Source organism: Propylenella binzhouense (assembly GCF_009866965.1).
In the GTDB taxonomy this organism is placed as follows: domain Bacteria; phylum Pseudomonadota; class Alphaproteobacteria; order Rhizobiales; family Afifellaceae; genus Propylenella; species Propylenella binzhouense.
In genome coordinates this window covers 1-14,266 of record NZ_SPKJ01000100.1, presented here as the reverse complement: position 1 = coordinate 14,266, position 14,266 = coordinate 1, and the positions used below count along the sequence as shown (strand labels likewise).

Sequence of the window (14,266 nt, the reverse complement as noted above, 5' to 3'; positions counted from 1 at the left end):
CCCGCTCCAGCCGCCTTCGGCACGGGAGCGAGCCGCGCCGGGCCGCGCGGCCGCGCCGGCGGGTTCGCAGCGCGCGCTCCGGGCGCGCCAGACGGGGGAGAGCCGGGCTCGGCCCGCTGCAGAGGAGGGTTCTCGCCGCCTTCAGGCATTCGACACCACCCTTATGCGCCCGTTGCGATCCGTCCGAACGTGACGAACGAAACCCAATTCGGCATGACAGAGCCGGGACGCTTTCCTGTCGAGTCACATTCAAGGGAGAAGCCACGATGACGGGCGCTGCGGGCAAGCCACCGATCGACCACGCCTTTCGGGCGGACCATCTGCGCGGCGGGGCGGCCGACCCGACCTTCGCCGGCGCGCTCTCCTTCATGCGCCGGCGCTATTCCCGCGACCTCGCCGGAGCGGACCTCGCGATCCTCGGCATCCCGCTCGACGTGACAGTGACCAACCGGCCGGGCGCGCGCTTCGGCCCGCAGGCGATCCGGCGCGCCTCGGCGATCTTCGACGGCGACCCGCAATATCCGTTCGGCTTCGACATCTTCGCGGACCTTGCGGCGGTCGACCTCGGCGACGTCTGGCTCGACGTGCATCACCCGACCGCAATCCCCGACAACATCGAGGCGGACGCGCGGCGGGTGCTCGACGCAGGCGTGCATCTCTTCGCGATAGGCGGCGACCATTTCTCGACCTGGCCCCTCCTGAAGGCGCACGCGGATCGGCACGGCCCGCTTGCACTCGTGCAGTTCGACGCGCACCAGGACACGTGGCCCGACGACGGCGTCATGCTATCGCATGGCAACATAATCCTGCGTGCAGCGCAACAAGGGGTGATCGATCCGACCCGTTCCATCCAGATCGGCATCCGGACGCAGGCGCCGGAGGATTGCGGCATCGAGATCCTCAACGCCTACGAGGTACACCGGCGCGGCGTTGACTGGGTGGCGGAACGGATCCTCCGCCGGGTCGGCGGAGCGCCCGCCTATCTCACCTTCGACATCGACTGCCTGGATCCCGCCTTCGCGCCGGGCACCGGGACCCCGGTTTCCGGCGGGCTTTCCTCCGCCCAGGCGCTGATGACGATCGCGGCCCTCGGCGCCGTGAACTTCGTGGGCGGGGACGTGATGGAGGTGTCGCCGCCCTACGACCATGCCGACATCACCGCGATCGCGGCCTCGACGGTGGCGCAGCACTATATCGGGCTGCTCGCGACCCGGCGGCGGAATGCCGCGGGCGCCGGCTAGCTGCCCGGCACGCTTGCCCGCGGCTTCTGCCACGGCCAGCGGCCGTCGATCTCGACCTCCAGCGAAAAGCTGAGGAAGGTGCGGATGAGAACGATGAGGGCGAGCACGGCGAGATTTTCGAGCGTCGGCTCGACCGCGACGGTGCCGATGATGTCGGCGGCCACCAGAAATTCCAGGCCGAGCAGGATGCCGCGCGCGAGACGGCTCCGGAAGGCTTGATAGGCTCCGCTCCAGTCGCCGCGGGCGGTGCGCGACCGGAGCGCCGCCCCGAGGGCGACGAGAACGCCGGCCGCGATGACGGCGACGCCCAGGACCTCGATGCCGAGCGAGGTCCAATGCAGGAGAAGGTCGAACCAGTCCGGCGACCTGAGCGGAACCGATTGCGTCTCCATCCGAACTCCCCCTCGCCCCAGGCCGTGCGCGACTAGTGTCGCAGGTGCGGGGGCCAAGCAAGCCGCGCCGCCCCGCCAGAGACCGGGCCGCTTGCCAGCCGGCGCTTCCCTCGCCTACAGCGACGGCCATGCTGCAGATTTCCGACCTCACGCTCCGGATTGCCGGACGCACGCTCGTCGAAGGCGCGTCGGTCACCATTCCGGACGGCGCACGGGTGGGCCTCGTCGGCCGCAACGGCGCCGGCAAGACGACGCTCGTGAAAGCGATCGCGGGCGACCTGCAGCCCGACGGCGGCCGCATCGAGATGCCGAAGGGCGCCCGGCTCGGCCGCGTCGCACAGGAGGCGCCCGGCGGACCGGAATCGCTGCTGGAGACGGTGCTGGCGGCGGACCGCGAGCGGAAGCTGCTGCTCGACGAGGCGGAGACCGCGACGGACCCGCACCGGATCGCCGAGATCCACGTCCGGCTCGCCGATATCGGCGCGCACGAGGCCGAAGCGCGCGCCGCGCGCATCCTCGCCGGCCTCGGCTTCGACCACGAGGCGCAGCAGCGGCCCTGCGCCTCCTTCTCAGGCGGCTGGCGGATGCGCGTCGCGCTCGCCGCCGTGCTCTTCTCCGAGCCGGACCTCCTGCTCCTCGACGAGCCGACGAACTATCTCGACCTCGAGGGCACGCTGTGGCTCGAGCGCTATCTCGCGCGCTACCCGCGGACGGCGATCGTCATCAGCCACGACCGCGACCTCCTCAACAACGCGGTCGACGGAATCGTCCACCTCTTCGACCGCAAGCTCTCCTTCTTCCGCGGCAATTACGATTCCTTCGAGCGCCAGCTCAGCGAGGCGCGCGCCCTGCAGAGCAAGCAGCGCGCCAAGCAGGAGGCGGAGCGCAGGCACATGGAGGCCTTCGTCGAGCGCTTCCGCGCCAAGGCGACCAAGGCCCGCCAGGCCCAGTCCCGCCTGAAGGCGCTCGCCAGGCTGAAGCCGATCGCCGAGATCACCGAGGAGAACGTCGTCCCGTTCCGCTTCCCGGACCCGGCGAAGCCGCTCTCGCCGCCGATCCTGCGCCTCTCGGACGTCGCGGTCGGCTACCGCCCGGGCGCACCGGTGCTGAGCCACCTCGACCTCAGGATCGACGACGACGACCGGATCGCGCTGCTCGGCGCGAACGGCAACGGCAAGTCCACCTTCGCGAAGCTCGTCGCCGGCCGGCTGCAGCCGGCGAGTGGCGAGATCGTGCGGGCGCCGAAGCTCGAGGTCGGGCTCTTCGCCCAGCACCAGATGGAGGCGCTCGATCCGGCGCGGTCGGCCTACGACCACGTGCGCGCGCTGATGCCCGGCGCAAGCGAGGCGCAGATCCGCTCGCGCGTGGCGCAGATGGGGCTCTCGACCGAGAAGATGGCCACTGCCGCCGGCGACCTTTCCGGCGGCGAGAAGGCGCGGCTGATGATGGGCATCGCCGCTTTCGGCGCGCCCAACCTCCTGATCCTCGACGAGCCGACCAACCATCTCGACATCGACAGCCGCGAGGCGCTCGTCCACGCCCTCAACGACTATGCGGGCGCCGTCATCCTGATCAGCCACGACCGGCACCTGCTGGAGGCCTGTGCCGACCGGCTGTGGCTCGTCGATCGCGGCACGGTGCAGCCGTTCGAGGGCGATCTCGACGACTATCGGCGTCTCGTCCTCTCGCGGGCCGAGGGGGAGAGGCCCGCGGCCGGCGGCGCGGACGGCCGGGGCCCGAGCCAGAAGGAGCTCCGCAGGCAGGCCGCGGAACGCCGCGAGGCGCTCGCGCCGCTCCGCAAGAAGATCAAGGATTGCGAGCGGCTGATCGAGAAGCTTCAGAAGGAGGTCGAGCTCCTGGAGCGCCGGCTCGCCGATCCCGCCCTCTATGACGACCCTGACCGGGCCGCGAAGCTCGCCCAGGAACGCGCTCAGAAGGCGAAGGCGCGCGGCGAGGCCGAGGAGGCGTGGCTCGCGCTTTCGGAAGAGGAGGCCGCGCTCCAGGAAGCAGAGTGAGGCGCGCCATCGTGGCCGCCCGGCCGCATCGGACTTGATGCTCGTACATAAATGTCCGACATAGAGGTGGCGCGAGCGTCATGAACCGAGAAAGCCTCATTAGAGCTCTCCGGAAATATGCCCGGACGAACGGCATAGCCTTCGAGGTCGACACGAGGAAGGGCAAGGGAGCTCATTACAGGATCCGGCTCGGCGATCGGATCACGACGGTGCAGAGCGACCTCAATCCGGGCCGGATCGAACGGATTTTGCGGCAGCTCGGCGTCAAGCTCCGAGACCTCTGACCGGCGCAGCCGGACAGGGTCGCACACGGACAGCGAGAGGCCACATGAGCGATTGGACATATGGGATTGCGATCGGACGCGAAGGCCTGGACTACGTGGTTTCGGTAAGGGACCTTCCGGAGGTCGTCACATCAGGATCGAACCTCCAAGAGGCCCTGGACCTCGCGGCGGACGCGATCGAAGTCGCCGTGGCCGGACGCATGGACGACGACATGGCGCTTCCAAGGCCGTCTCCCCTTCAGGAGGGTGAGCATGCGATCCTGCTCTCCGCGCCGATTGCGGCGAAGGCCTCGGTCTATTCCGCTTGGAAGACGGCCGGCCTGACGAAGACGGAACTCGCACGACGGCTGAATCGAAACGAGGCCGAAATCCGCCGGCTCCTCAATCCGCGGCATGGAACGAAGCTCGATCAGCTCGATGAGGCGGCGCGCGCACTCGGGGGACGGCTGAGCGTTACTTTCGAGGAGCAATGACGCAAACCGGCCCGTGATCGCCGGGGCGCATCATCTTGTCGACGCGCCGGCCGCGCCGATCACCCCGCCTTCTGCCAGCCCCCGCGCTCGTCCTGCCGCCAATAGGTGACCGCGTGGCCGGCGGCCTTCGCCGCCTTCCAGCGCTCCCGCGTCGCGGCGAGCACCTCGGGATCGAGCCCGTCGAACAGGAAGACGACGCGCTCGTAGCCGTCGAGCTCGGCGGTCGCCGCGCCGTCGACGAGGAAGCGGACGGTCGCCCCGTTGGGATTGTCCTCGCCGGTGGTGAGCCAGATCGGCTGCTCCTCGGCGCGGCCGTCCGCCCGCGTGCCGTGCGGCAGGAAGGCGGAATCCGAATAGCTCCAGAGATGGGCGTCGAGCGCGGAAAGGCGCTCCTCCGAGCCCGCCTGGACGACCACGCGCCAGCCGCGCCCGAGGCTCCGCGCGAGGAGCTCCGGCAGCACCCGCTCCAACGGGTGCCGCTCCAGATGATAGAAGAGCACCTCGGCCACGCGCGCCCCGCCGCCTTCCGGCCCGGCCCGTTCAGTCCTTGTGCCGCTCGTGGTTGGCTCGGATCCAACGGTCGAGCAGCCGGACCCCGAAGCCCGAGCCCCAGGACTGGTTCGTCTCGCTCGACGGCGAGCCCATGCCGGTGCCGGCAATGTCGAGATGCGCCCAGGGCGTCTCGTTCTCGATGAAGCGCCCAATGAACTGCGCGGCGGTGATCGAGCCCGCCCAGCGCCCGCCGGTGTTCTTCACGTCGGCGAACTTGGATTCGATCAGCTTGTCGTAATCGGGCCCGAGCGGCATCCGCCAGACGTGCTCGCCGGTCTCGCGGCCGGCCGAATCGAGCGCGGCGGCAAGCTCGTCGTTGTTGGCGAACATGCCCGCGTGGTGGTGGCCGAGCGCGACGATGATCGCGCCGGTGAGCGTCGCGAGATCCACGATCGCCTTCGGCTCGTCCTCGCGCTGGACATAGGTGAGCACGTCGGCGAGCACGAGCCGGCCCTCGGCGTCCGTGTTGATGATCTCGATGGTCTGGCCGGAGAGCGAGGTGACGATGTCGCCGGGACGCTGGGCATCGCCGTCCGGCATGTTCTCCACGATCCCGACGATGCCGACGACGTTCGCCCGGGCCTTCCGCCCGGCGAGCGCCCGCATGGTGCCGGCGACGGCGGCCGCCCCGGCCATGTCGCCCTTCATGTCCTCCATGCCGGCGGCCGGCTTGATCGAGATGCCGCCGGTATCGAAGACGACGCCCTTGCCGACGAGCGCGACCGGCTTGTCCTTGCCCTTGCCGCCTTTCCAGCGCATCACGACCACGCGCGGCGCGCGGGCCGAACCCCGGGCGACGCCGAGGAGCGCGTTCATCTTCTCCTTGCGGAGGTCCCTCTCGTCGAGCACCTCGACCTCGACGCCGAATTCGCGCAGGCCTTCCAGCCGCTCCGCGAACTCTGCCGGGCCGAGGACGTTCGCGGGTTCGTTGACGAGATCGCGCGCGAGCACCACGCCCGCCGCCACCGGCTCGAGCGATTCCCAGGCCCGGGCGGCGGCCTTCGGATCGGCGACCGCGACCGCGATCTTGCGCGGGCCCTGCGGCTCCTCGGGCTTCTTCTTCGTCTTGTACCTGTCGAAGCTGTAGCCGCGCATCGCCGCACCGAGCGCGACATTCGCCGCCTGCTCGGGCGTGACCGCCACGGCGTCCGCGCGCTCCAGCACGATGGTCATCTCGCCGTTCCCGCCTGCGCCCGCCGCCGTGCCGCCGAGCTTCAGCCAGTCGCCCTCCCCGAACTTCTCGGGGTCGCCGAGCCCGAGATAGACCACGCGGTCGAGCGTTCCGCCGGCGGGGGCGAGCTGCTGGATCGTCTTCAGCGAGCCGCCCTCGAACTTGCCGACGCTCGCGCCACGCGCGAACCAGCCGGCCGCGGCCTCGTCGACCGCCGCGGCAGTCGGTCCGAGCTTCATCGATTTGTCGGTCAGGAACACCACGGTCCCCCGCTCCGGAGCCGCCAGGTTCACGAAACTGATATCAGGACGGTCGGCCATTCTCTTGCCTCGAGGCTGATTGACAGGCATGGGGAGGTTTCCGTCGAGGGTAGACAGTCTGGAGGCCCTTTCCGTCAAGCCTCTCCCGCGCGGCTCTTCGCCGGGGTAGAACGCCGTTAACCACGAACGTTGGCCCTTTCTTAGCCATGGCCCCGCATGGTCGCAGGGTTCGGCCGAGCGGAGCCGCAGGAGCAAGTGTCGCGTCCATGCCCCTGATCGAGCGTTACATATTGCGCCGCGTCGCGACCGTGTTCGTCGTCACGCTCACGGCCCTGGTCGGTACGGTCTGGATCACCCAGGTCCTGCGCGAGCTCGATCTCGTGACCGCGAAGGGACAGACGATCTGGCTGTTCTTCGTGGTCACGCTGCTCGCCCTCCCCTCGATCCTCCAGATCGTCGCGCCGATCGCCTTCATGGTGGCCGTGGTGGTGGCGCTCAGGAGCCTGAACGGCGACAGCGAACTCGCGGTGATCGCGGCGTCGGGCGCGTCCGGAAAGGCGGTGAACCGCCCGGTCCTCGTGCTCGCCACGATCGTGTTCCTCGCCGTCGCGCTCCTCCATCACGTCGTGTCGCCCGCCGGGCTCGGGGCGCTCCGCGTCCTCATCACCAAGGTCAGGGCCGACATCATCGCCACCGTCATCAAGGACGGCGGGTTCCGCAGCGTCGCCTCCGGCCTCACCATCCACATCCGCGAGAAGATGCCGGACGGCAGCTTCCGCGGCGTGTTCGTCAGCGACGACCGCAGCCCCGACGAGTCGATCCAGTATACGGCCGAGCAGGGCCTGCTCCTCGAGAACGCCGCGGGCGCCTTCCTGGTGATGAAGGACGGCTACGTGATCCGCGAGAACCGCACCGCGCGCTCGAACAACGTCGTCCAGTTCGACACCTATGCCTTCGACCTGAACCAGCTCACCGGCAGCACCACGGTGCCGTTCTACAAGCCGCGCGAGCGCACCACCCTCTACCTGCTCTCGCCCGATCCCGACGATTCCTACCTCCAGCGCTTTCCCGAACGCATGACGGCCGAGCTGCACGACCGCATGACGGCTCCGCTCTATACCTTCGCCTTCGCCCTGATCGCGCTCGCCTTCCTCGGCCGCGCGCGGACCGTCCGGCAGGACAGCAATCTCGCCGTGGCCGCCGTCGTGGCGCTGAGCCTCGCCCTGCGCGGCGCCGGCTTCGCGGTCGTCGGCGCAGCATCCGGCTCGGCGGCCGCCCTGGCGCTGATGTACGTCGTCCCGCTCGCGGGAATCCTGTTCGGCGCGCTCGCGCTCTTCGGCCGGGCGCGGCTCAGGACGCCCGACGCGCTCCAGAACATGATGGACGCCGCCGGAGGCGTCGTGGACAGGATCTCCGACCGCGTCCTGCCGCCGCAGGCGGGCTCGCCGTGATCCCCGGGATCCTCGCGCGCTACATCACCCGGCGCTTCACGGCGTCCGTCCTCGTCATCCTTGCCGGGATGAGCCTGCTCGTCTTCCTGATCGACTTCATCGAATTCCTGAGGCGCTTCAGCGACAAGGCGGAATTTTCGGCCGGCATGGGCTTCTACATGGCGCTCCTGCGCGCGCCGAACCTGTCGGAGACCGTGCTGCCCTTCGCGTTCCTGTTCGGCGCCATGGTCGGCCTTCTCGGGCTCTCGCGCCGCCTCGAACTCGTCGTCGTGCGGGCGAGCGGGGTCTCGGTATGGCGCTTCCTCGCGGGGCCCTTCGCGGTCGCGATCGGGTTCGGGCTGCTCTCGACCTTCGTCATCAATCCCTTCGCGGTCGCCTGGAAGGACCGTGCCGACCAGATCGAGGCGAGCCTGACGGGCGCCGATGCGCCGCGCGACCAGAACGGCATCTGGTTTCGCCAGGACAGCGTCGACGGGCCCTCCGTCATCTATGCGCGGCGGATGGGAGAGGACGGGCTCTCGCTGCTCGGGCCGACAGCCTTCGTCTTCGACCAGCAGGGCCGGTTCCGGGAGAAGGCGGTCGCCAACACGGCGACCTTCTCCTCCGGACGCTGGGTCTTCCGCAACGCGACCGTCATCACCGCCGAGCGGCCGCCGCAGGCCGTGGAAGCCTATATCGTGCCGACCAATCTCACCCGCTCCCAGCTGCGGCAGACGCTGCAATCGCCGCAGGCGCTCTCGATCTGGTCGCTGCCCGGCTATATCGAGGCCGCCGGGCGGACCGGCCTCAACACCGACCGCTACCGGCTCGAGCTCAACACCCTCCTCGGGCGGCCGGTATTCCTCGCCGCGATGGTCGCGATCGCCGCGACGGTGAGCCTGCGCCTGTTCCGGCAGGGCGGGATCGGCCGGCTGGTCGTCACTGGCGTGGGCTCCGGCTTTCTGCTTTATGTCGTCACCGAGATCGTCTCGGACCTGGGGGAGAACGGGGTTGTCGATCCGGCGCTTGCCGCGTGGTTGCCGTCGGTCGTGGCGCTGACATTCGGCGCAACGGCGCTGCTGCATCTGGAGGACGGATGACGACCCGTCCGACGGCCGCCAAGGAGCGCGCGGGCCCGCTCGCGCGCGCGCTGCTGCTCGCTCTCGCCCTTGCCGTCCCCGCCGCGCCCGCGCTGGCGCAATCGGCCGACCCGTTCGGCAGCATCGCCGCCGGCAATCCGGAGGCCAAGATGCTGCTCGAGGCCGACCAGCTCGTCTACGACTTCGACAGCAAGGTCGTGACGGCCATCGGCGGGGTGCAGATCTATTACAACGGCTATTCCGTCCAGTCGGCGCGCGTCACCTACGAGCAGCAATCGGGCCGGCTGACGGCCTCGGGCGGCGTCAGGATCGTCGAGCCGGACGGGAACATCATCAACGCCGAATTCGCCGACATCACGGACACTTTCCGGGACGGCTTCCTGCAGAGCCTGAACGTGGAGACGATCGACCGCGCCCGCTTCGCCGCCACCAGTGCGGAGCGGCGGAACGGCAATGTCACCGTGTTCCGGGAAGGCGTCTACACCGCCTGCGAGCCCTGCAAGGAGGATCCCCAGCGGCCGCCGCTCTGGCAGATCAAGGCCAAGCGCGTGATCCACGACAAGAAGACCCGCACGGTCTATTACGAGCACGCCTCCATCGAGTTCTTCGGCGTCCCGATCGCCTACACGCCCTATTTCTTCCACCCGGATCCGACGGTGAAGCGCAAGACCGGCTTCCTGATCCCCCGGATCCAGCAGGCCGAAGCGCTCGGCTTCGGCGTCACGACGCCGTTCTTCTGGAACCTCGCGCCGAACTACGACCTCACCTTCTCCCCGACCGTCTATTCCCAGCAGGGCGTTCTCGCGCAGATCGAATGGCGCCACCGCATCCTGCGCGGCTCCTACAACGTGCGCGTCTCGGGCATCTTCCAGCAGGCGCCCGACGAGTTCGCGGGCCTGAGCGGAGACCGCGACTTCCGCGGCAGCGTGCAGACGGCGGGCATGTTCCAGCTCACGCCGAACTGGAAGGCGGGCTGGGACATCACGACGACCACCGACCGGACCTTCGGCCGCGACTACAAGATCGAGGGCGCGACCGCGCTCGACGTGCCTTCCACGATCTACCTGACGGGGTTCAGCGAGCGGAACTCCTTCGACCTGCGCGGCTATTATTTCCGGGTGCAGCGCGAGGACACGGTCGAGTACGATTCCGCGACGGGTGCGGCCTATACCCACGACGACCAGCAGGAACAGGCCGTCGTGCACCCGGTGCTCGACCACAATTACGTGTTCGACCGGCCGATCCTCGGCGGCGAACTGCGGCTCGATTCGAACCTGACGAGCCTCTCGCGGGTGGAGAGCGACCGCCGCACGGTACCCGCCGTCGACTATTATAACGGGCTTGCCGGCACCTTCACCCGCGCCTCCACGGACGCCTCCTGGCAGCGCAGGATCATGGGGCCGGGCGGCCAGCTCTTCACGCCCTTCGCCTACCTGAAAACCGACCTCAACTGGGTGGCTGCCGACAACCAGGCGACCGGGCTCGCCGAGAACGACACGCTGCCCCGCGCGATGCCGGCCGTGGGCCTCGAATATCGCTGGCCCTTCATCGCCACGAGCCGAGGCGTCACCCAGACCTTCAGCCCGATCGCCCAGATCATCGTGCGTCCGAACGAGCAGCATGTCGGCGAACTGCCGAACGAAGACGCGCAGAGCCTCGTCTTCGACGACACGGTGCTGTTCTCGTGGGACAAGTTCTCGGGCTACGACCGCCAGGAAGGCGGCACCCGCGCGAATATCGGCGCCTCCTATTTCGCCCAGTTCGGGAACGGCTGGAGCGTCGACGCGCTCGCCGGGCAATCCTACCAGATCGCCGGCCGGAACTCCTACGAGGAGCAGGATCCGAGCCTCACGGGCATCGGCTCCGGCCTCGATTCCGCCGTCTCCGACTATGTCGGTCGGGTCACCATCGACAGCGGCCGCGGCGTCTCGCTGACGGCGCGCGGGCGGTTCGACGAAAAGGACTTCACGCTGAACCGGACCGAGGTCACGAGCACGTTCGCCCGCGGCCGGAACAGCGCCACGCTCGGCTACGCCTACCTCAAGGCACGCCCCGAGCAGGGCATCGAGACCGACCGGCGCGAAGTGGCGGCAACGGCGGTCGCGGCGGTCACGAAGACCTGGTCCGTCCGCGGCGGCATCACCTACGACCTGGAGAACGAGGGCGTGGTGAAGCAGAGCATCGGCCTCGCCTATGACGACGAGTGCTTCAACCTCTCGGCCACCTACGCCGAGACACGCGACCGCTATTCCGATATCATCACCGACAAGCAAATCTTCGTGCGGTTCAATCTGCGCACGATCGGAGACACGGCGCTGACCTCGAACGTCGAATAGCCGGCCGGATTCTTGACAGATTTGCTCGGTTGAAACACCACGTGCCAAACGGGATGACCGCGGACCGATCATGATTGGACGGATGGGATTGAGGGCCGCGCCGATGCGCGGATTCGCGCGGTGCCTGGCTCTGCTCGTTCTGGCGGCGACGCTCACCGCGGGGGCCGTGCCGGCGCACGCCCAGAACGCCATCAAGATCCTCGTCAACAATGAGCCGATCACGACCTACGACATCAGGAACCGGGCGCAGCTGCTGAAGCTCACGACCGGCGGCAAGGCCGGGCAGCAGCAGGCGATCGAGGAGCTGATCGGCGAGCGCCTGAAGATGCAGGAGGCAAAACGCCGCGGCGTCACGGTGTCGGAGCGCGAGGTGAGCGGCGCGTTCGCCACCATCGCCCAGCGGACGAAGCTCACGCCGGCCAACCTGGAGAAGGCGCTCCGGCAGTCGGGCGTCGACCCGGCCACGCTGAAGGACCGCATCCGCGCGGAACTCGCCTGGAGCGAGATCGTGCGCGCCCGCTTCCGGGCGACGGTCCGCGTCTCCGAACGCGAAGTCGCGGACGCGCTCTCGAAGAAGGCGGGGACCGACGTGAAGGCGGAGCAGGCGATCTTCTCCTTCGAGCTGCAGCCGGTCGTCTCGGTGGTGCCCGCCAAGGCGGACAAGGCGACCGAGGCGCGCGCGCTGAGCCAGGCCAACGCCTTCCGCAACCAGTTCACCGGCTGCGACAACAGCCTTGCGGTGGCGAAGAACCTGCGCGGGGTGGTGGTGAAGCCGAAGGTGCTCCGGGACGAGAGCCAGCTCGGCGGCGACATGGGCGAGGAGATCGCGGCGACCGAGGTCGGCAAGGCGACCAAGCCGCAGCGCACCGACGAGGGCTTCCAGGTCGTGGGCATCTGCGCCAAGAAGACCATCCAGGGCCACACGAAGGCGGCCGAAGACGTGCGCGACGAGCTCCAGAACCAGCGGGGCGAGATGATGGCGCGCCAGTATCTGCGCGACCTGCGGTCGATCTCGGTAATCGAATACCGGTGAGCGCGGCCGCCGCCGGCCCCGTCGCCCTCACCCTGGGGGAGCCCGCCGGGATCGCGCCCGAGATCACGATCAAGGCCTGGCTGAGGCGCGCGGAAGAGCGCATCCCGCCCTTTCTCTTCATCGGCGACGGGGATCTCCTGAGGCGGCGCGCCGCCGCCATCGGCATCGACCTTCCGGTCGCAGAGACGGACGCGGACGGCGCGGCGGAGGCCTTCCCCCGCGCCCTTCCCTGTCTCGCAGACGCGCCGAGGGTCCGAGGCGAGCCCGGCCGGATCACGTCTGCCGACGAGCCTGCGGTCGTCAATTCGATCACGACCGCCGTCGATCTCGTGCGCGCCGGGGCGGCGAGCGCGGTCGCGACCAATCCGATCCAGAAGAGGGCGCTCGCCGACATCGGCTTCCGGCATCCGGGACACACGGAATATCTCGGCGAACTTGCCGAGACCCGCTTCGGCGCCAAGGCGAGGCCGGTGATGATGCTCGCCGGACCCGAACTCCGCGTGGTCCCGGTCACCGTCCACGTGCCGCTCCGCACCGTGCCCGGGCTCCTGACGACGGACCTGATCGTCGAGACGGCGCGCATCGTGGCGCGCGATCTCGCGCGCCGCTTCGGGATGGCGAGGCCGCGGCTCGCGATCGCCGGCCTCAACCCGCATGCCGGCGAGGAGGGCCTGCTCGGCAGCGAGGATTCCGAGATCGTCCGGCCGGCGGTGGAGGTTCTGAGGGCGGAAGGGATCGACGCCCGCGGTCCGCTGCCCGCGGACACGATGTTCCACGCGGCCGCGCGCGCGGGCTACGACGCCGCGCTCTGCATGTATCACGACCAGGCGCTGATCCCGATCAAGACGCTCGCCTTCGACGAGGCGGTCAACGTGACGCTCGGCCTGCCCTACATCCGCACCTCGCCCGACCACGGGACCGCGCTCGATCTCGCCGGCACCGACGCCCCGCGGCCGGCGAGCCTCGTCGCCGCGCTGAAGCTCGCGGCCGAGATGGCCGCGCGCGAACGGGTTCCGTGACGGACGACGCGCCAAGCCTCGAGGCGCTGCCTCCGCTCAGGGACGTCATCGCCACGCACGGGCTCGCGGCCAGGAAGTCGCTCGGCCAGAACTTCCTGCTCGATCTCAACCTGACGCGCCGGATCGCGCGCGCGGGGGGGCCGCTGCCGGGCTTCCAGGTCATCGAAATCGGCCCCGGGCCGGGCGGCCTCACCCGGGCCCTCCTCATGGAGGGGGCGGACCACGTGACCGCGATCGAGCGGGACGCGCGCGCGATCCCCGCCTTGCGCGCGATCGAAAAGGCCGCGCCCGGCCGGCTCGCGATCGTCGAGGGCGATGCGCTCGCCGCCGATTATCCTGCGCTTGCCGCCGGCAGGCCGGCGCGGATCGTCGCGAACCTCCCCTACAACATCGCCACCGTCCTCCTCACCGGGTGGCTTTCGGAGGCGCACTGGCCGCCCTGGTGGGCGAGCCTCACGCTGATGTTCCAGAAGGAAGTCGCCGAGCGGATCGTCGCCGCGCCCGGAACGGCGGCCTATGGCAGGCTCGCCGTACTCGCCGGATGGCGCAGCCGGGCCCACCTTCTCTTCGAGGTGCCGGCCCGGGCCTTCACGCCGCCGCCCAAGGTGACCTCGGCAATCGTGCGGCTCGAGCCGCGCGCGGAAGCGGTGGAGGTCGCGCCCGCGCTTCTCTCCCGCGTCACGGCCGCGGCATTCGGACAGCGCCGCAAGATGCTCCGCGCCAGCCTGAAGGCGCTCTGGCCGAAACCCGAGCCGATCCTCGAGGCGCTCGGCATCGACCCGGAAATGCGGGCGGAGCGGCTCGACGTGCCGGGCTTCCTCGCGCTCGCGCGCGCGCTCGCCTCCGAGCGCGAGCGCGGCGTGCCGCCCGCCGGCTAGAGCGTTACCCGACCTAATTGAATCGGGATTCCCAAATCAGCGCTGAGATGATTCAAGCTGTCTGCCGGATTGGAGGCCGGCG

General features: G+C 69.5%; 13 protein-coding genes. 10 read left to right on the top strand and 3 right to left on the bottom strand.

The genetic code is table 11. The annotated features are described in order from the left end of the window. The first annotated feature begins 266 nt into the window (after positions 1 to 266). Positions 267 to 1,241 carry an agmatinase gene (gene speB, locus E4O86_RS19365; RefSeq protein WP_161142200.1) on the top strand — a complete coding sequence of 325 codons (975 nt, stop codon included), beginning with the start codon at positions 267 to 269 and terminating at the stop codon, positions 1,239 to 1,241. Here the strand turns inward: speB and E4O86_RS19360 are convergent. After that, the gene (locus E4O86_RS19360) at positions 1,238 to 1,633 is read right to left on the bottom strand and encodes a DUF1622 domain-containing protein (RefSeq protein ID WP_161142199.1); all 396 of its coding nucleotides are present in this window, start codon (positions 1,631 to 1,633) and stop codon (positions 1,238 to 1,240) included. The two genes, speB and E4O86_RS19360, sit on opposite strands and share 4 nt — an antisense overlap. Positions 1,634 to 1,761: 128 nt before the next feature. Between E4O86_RS19360 and E4O86_RS19355 the strand changes: the two genes are divergently transcribed. The 3 genes from E4O86_RS19355 to E4O86_RS23855 all read left to right on the top strand — a co-directional run bounded on the left by E4O86_RS19355 (position 1,762) and on the right by E4O86_RS23855 (position 4,405). Further along, positions 1,762 to 3,648 (top strand): ABC-F family ATP-binding cassette domain-containing protein, encoded by a 1,887-nt coding sequence (locus tag E4O86_RS19355; protein WP_161142198.1) that lies wholly within the window; start codon positions 1,762 to 1,764, stop codon positions 3,646 to 3,648. An 80-nt stretch (positions 3,649 to 3,728) separates the two neighbouring features. Next, positions 3,729 to 3,932 carry a hypothetical protein gene (locus E4O86_RS19350; RefSeq protein ID WP_161142197.1) on the top strand — a complete coding sequence of 68 codons (204 nt, stop codon included), beginning with the start codon at positions 3,729 to 3,731 and terminating at the stop codon, positions 3,930 to 3,932. 44 nt (positions 3,933 to 3,976) lie between these two features. Then, positions 3,977 to 4,405, top strand: a complete 429-nt coding sequence (locus E4O86_RS23855; protein WP_161142196.1) for a type II toxin-antitoxin system HicB family antitoxin — start codon at positions 3,977 to 3,979, stop codon at positions 4,403 to 4,405. 59 nt (positions 4,406 to 4,464) lie between these two features. Here E4O86_RS23855 and E4O86_RS19340 read toward each other — a convergent pair whose 3' ends face one another. Both E4O86_RS19340 and E4O86_RS19335 read right to left on the bottom strand, forming a co-directional pair. Then, the gene (locus tag E4O86_RS19340) at positions 4,465 to 4,914 is read right to left on the bottom strand and encodes a DNA polymerase III subunit chi (protein WP_161142195.1); all 450 of its coding nucleotides are present in this window, start codon (positions 4,912 to 4,914) and stop codon (positions 4,465 to 4,467) included. 31 nt (positions 4,915 to 4,945) lie between these two features. Further along, a complete protein-coding gene (locus E4O86_RS19335; RefSeq protein WP_161142194.1) occupies positions 4,946 to 6,448 on the bottom strand; it encodes a leucyl aminopeptidase in 1,503 nt (500 codons plus the stop codon). A 206-nt stretch (positions 6,449 to 6,654) separates the two neighbouring features. Between E4O86_RS19335 and lptF the strand changes: the two genes are divergently transcribed. From lptF to rsmA, 6 genes are all read left to right on the top strand, one after another. After that, positions 6,655 to 7,839: an LPS export ABC transporter permease LptF gene (lptF, locus tag E4O86_RS19330; RefSeq protein WP_161142193.1), complete on the top strand. Its 1,185-nt coding sequence runs from the start codon at positions 6,655 to 6,657 to the stop codon at positions 7,837 to 7,839. Further along, positions 7,836 to 8,918 carry an LPS export ABC transporter permease LptG gene (lptG, locus tag E4O86_RS19325; protein ID WP_161142192.1) on the top strand — a complete coding sequence of 361 codons (1,083 nt, stop codon included), beginning with the start codon at positions 7,836 to 7,838 and terminating at the stop codon, positions 8,916 to 8,918. Before lptF ends, lptG begins: the two co-directional genes overlap by 4 nt. Beyond that, positions 8,915 to 11,254: an LPS-assembly protein LptD gene (locus E4O86_RS19320; RefSeq protein WP_161142191.1), complete on the top strand. Its 2,340-nt coding sequence runs from the start codon at positions 8,915 to 8,917 to the stop codon at positions 11,252 to 11,254. The genes lptG and E4O86_RS19320 overlap by 4 nt, the downstream gene beginning before the upstream one ends. A gap of 70 nt (positions 11,255 to 11,324) precedes the next feature. Beyond that, positions 11,325 to 12,287, top strand: a complete 963-nt coding sequence (locus E4O86_RS23680; RefSeq protein WP_161142190.1) for a SurA N-terminal domain-containing protein — start codon at positions 11,325 to 11,327, stop codon at positions 12,285 to 12,287. Further along, complete coding sequence (gene pdxA / locus E4O86_RS19310) at positions 12,284 to 13,306, top strand: 4-hydroxythreonine-4-phosphate dehydrogenase PdxA (RefSeq protein WP_161142189.1); 1,023 nt, start codon at positions 12,284 to 12,286, stop codon at positions 13,304 to 13,306. Before E4O86_RS23680 ends, pdxA begins: the two co-directional genes overlap by 4 nt. Then, positions 13,303 to 14,184, top strand: a complete 882-nt coding sequence (rsmA, locus tag E4O86_RS19305) for a 16S rRNA (adenine(1518)-N(6)/adenine(1519)-N(6))-dimethyltransferase RsmA (RefSeq protein WP_161142188.1) — start codon at positions 13,303 to 13,305, stop codon at positions 14,182 to 14,184. The genes pdxA and rsmA overlap by 4 nt, the downstream gene beginning before the upstream one ends. The last annotated feature ends 82 nt before the right edge of the window (positions 14,185 to 14,266 follow it).

What these genes read in the sequence shown, in the direction of transcription:
- speB (WP_161142200.1), top strand. Translation starts at nt 267, where the DNA reads ATGACGGGCGCTGCGGGCAAGCCACCGATCGACCACGCCTTTCGGGCG.
- E4O86_RS19360 (WP_161142199.1), bottom strand. Translation starts at nt 1,633, where the DNA reads ATGGAGACGCAATCGGTTCCGCTCAGGTCGCCGGACTGGTTCGACCTT.
- E4O86_RS19355 (WP_161142198.1), top strand. Translation starts at nt 1,762, where the DNA reads ATGCTGCAGATTTCCGACCTCACGCTCCGGATTGCCGGACGCACGCTC.
- E4O86_RS19350 (WP_161142197.1), top strand. Translation starts at nt 3,729, where the DNA reads ATGAACCGAGAAAGCCTCATTAGAGCTCTCCGGAAATATGCCCGGACG.
- E4O86_RS23855 (WP_161142196.1), top strand. Translation starts at nt 3,977, where the DNA reads ATGAGCGATTGGACATATGGGATTGCGATCGGACGCGAAGGCCTGGAC.
- E4O86_RS19335 (WP_161142194.1), bottom strand. Translation starts at nt 6,448, where the DNA reads ATGGCCGACCGTCCTGATATCAGTTTCGTGAACCTGGCGGCTCCGGAG.
- lptF (WP_161142193.1), top strand. Translation starts at nt 6,655, where the DNA reads ATGCCCCTGATCGAGCGTTACATATTGCGCCGCGTCGCGACCGTGTTC.
- E4O86_RS19320 (WP_161142191.1), top strand. Translation starts at nt 8,915, where the DNA reads ATGACGACCCGTCCGACGGCCGCCAAGGAGCGCGCGGGCCCGCTCGCG.
- E4O86_RS23680 (WP_161142190.1), top strand. Translation starts at nt 11,325, where the DNA reads ATGATTGGACGGATGGGATTGAGGGCCGCGCCGATGCGCGGATTCGCG.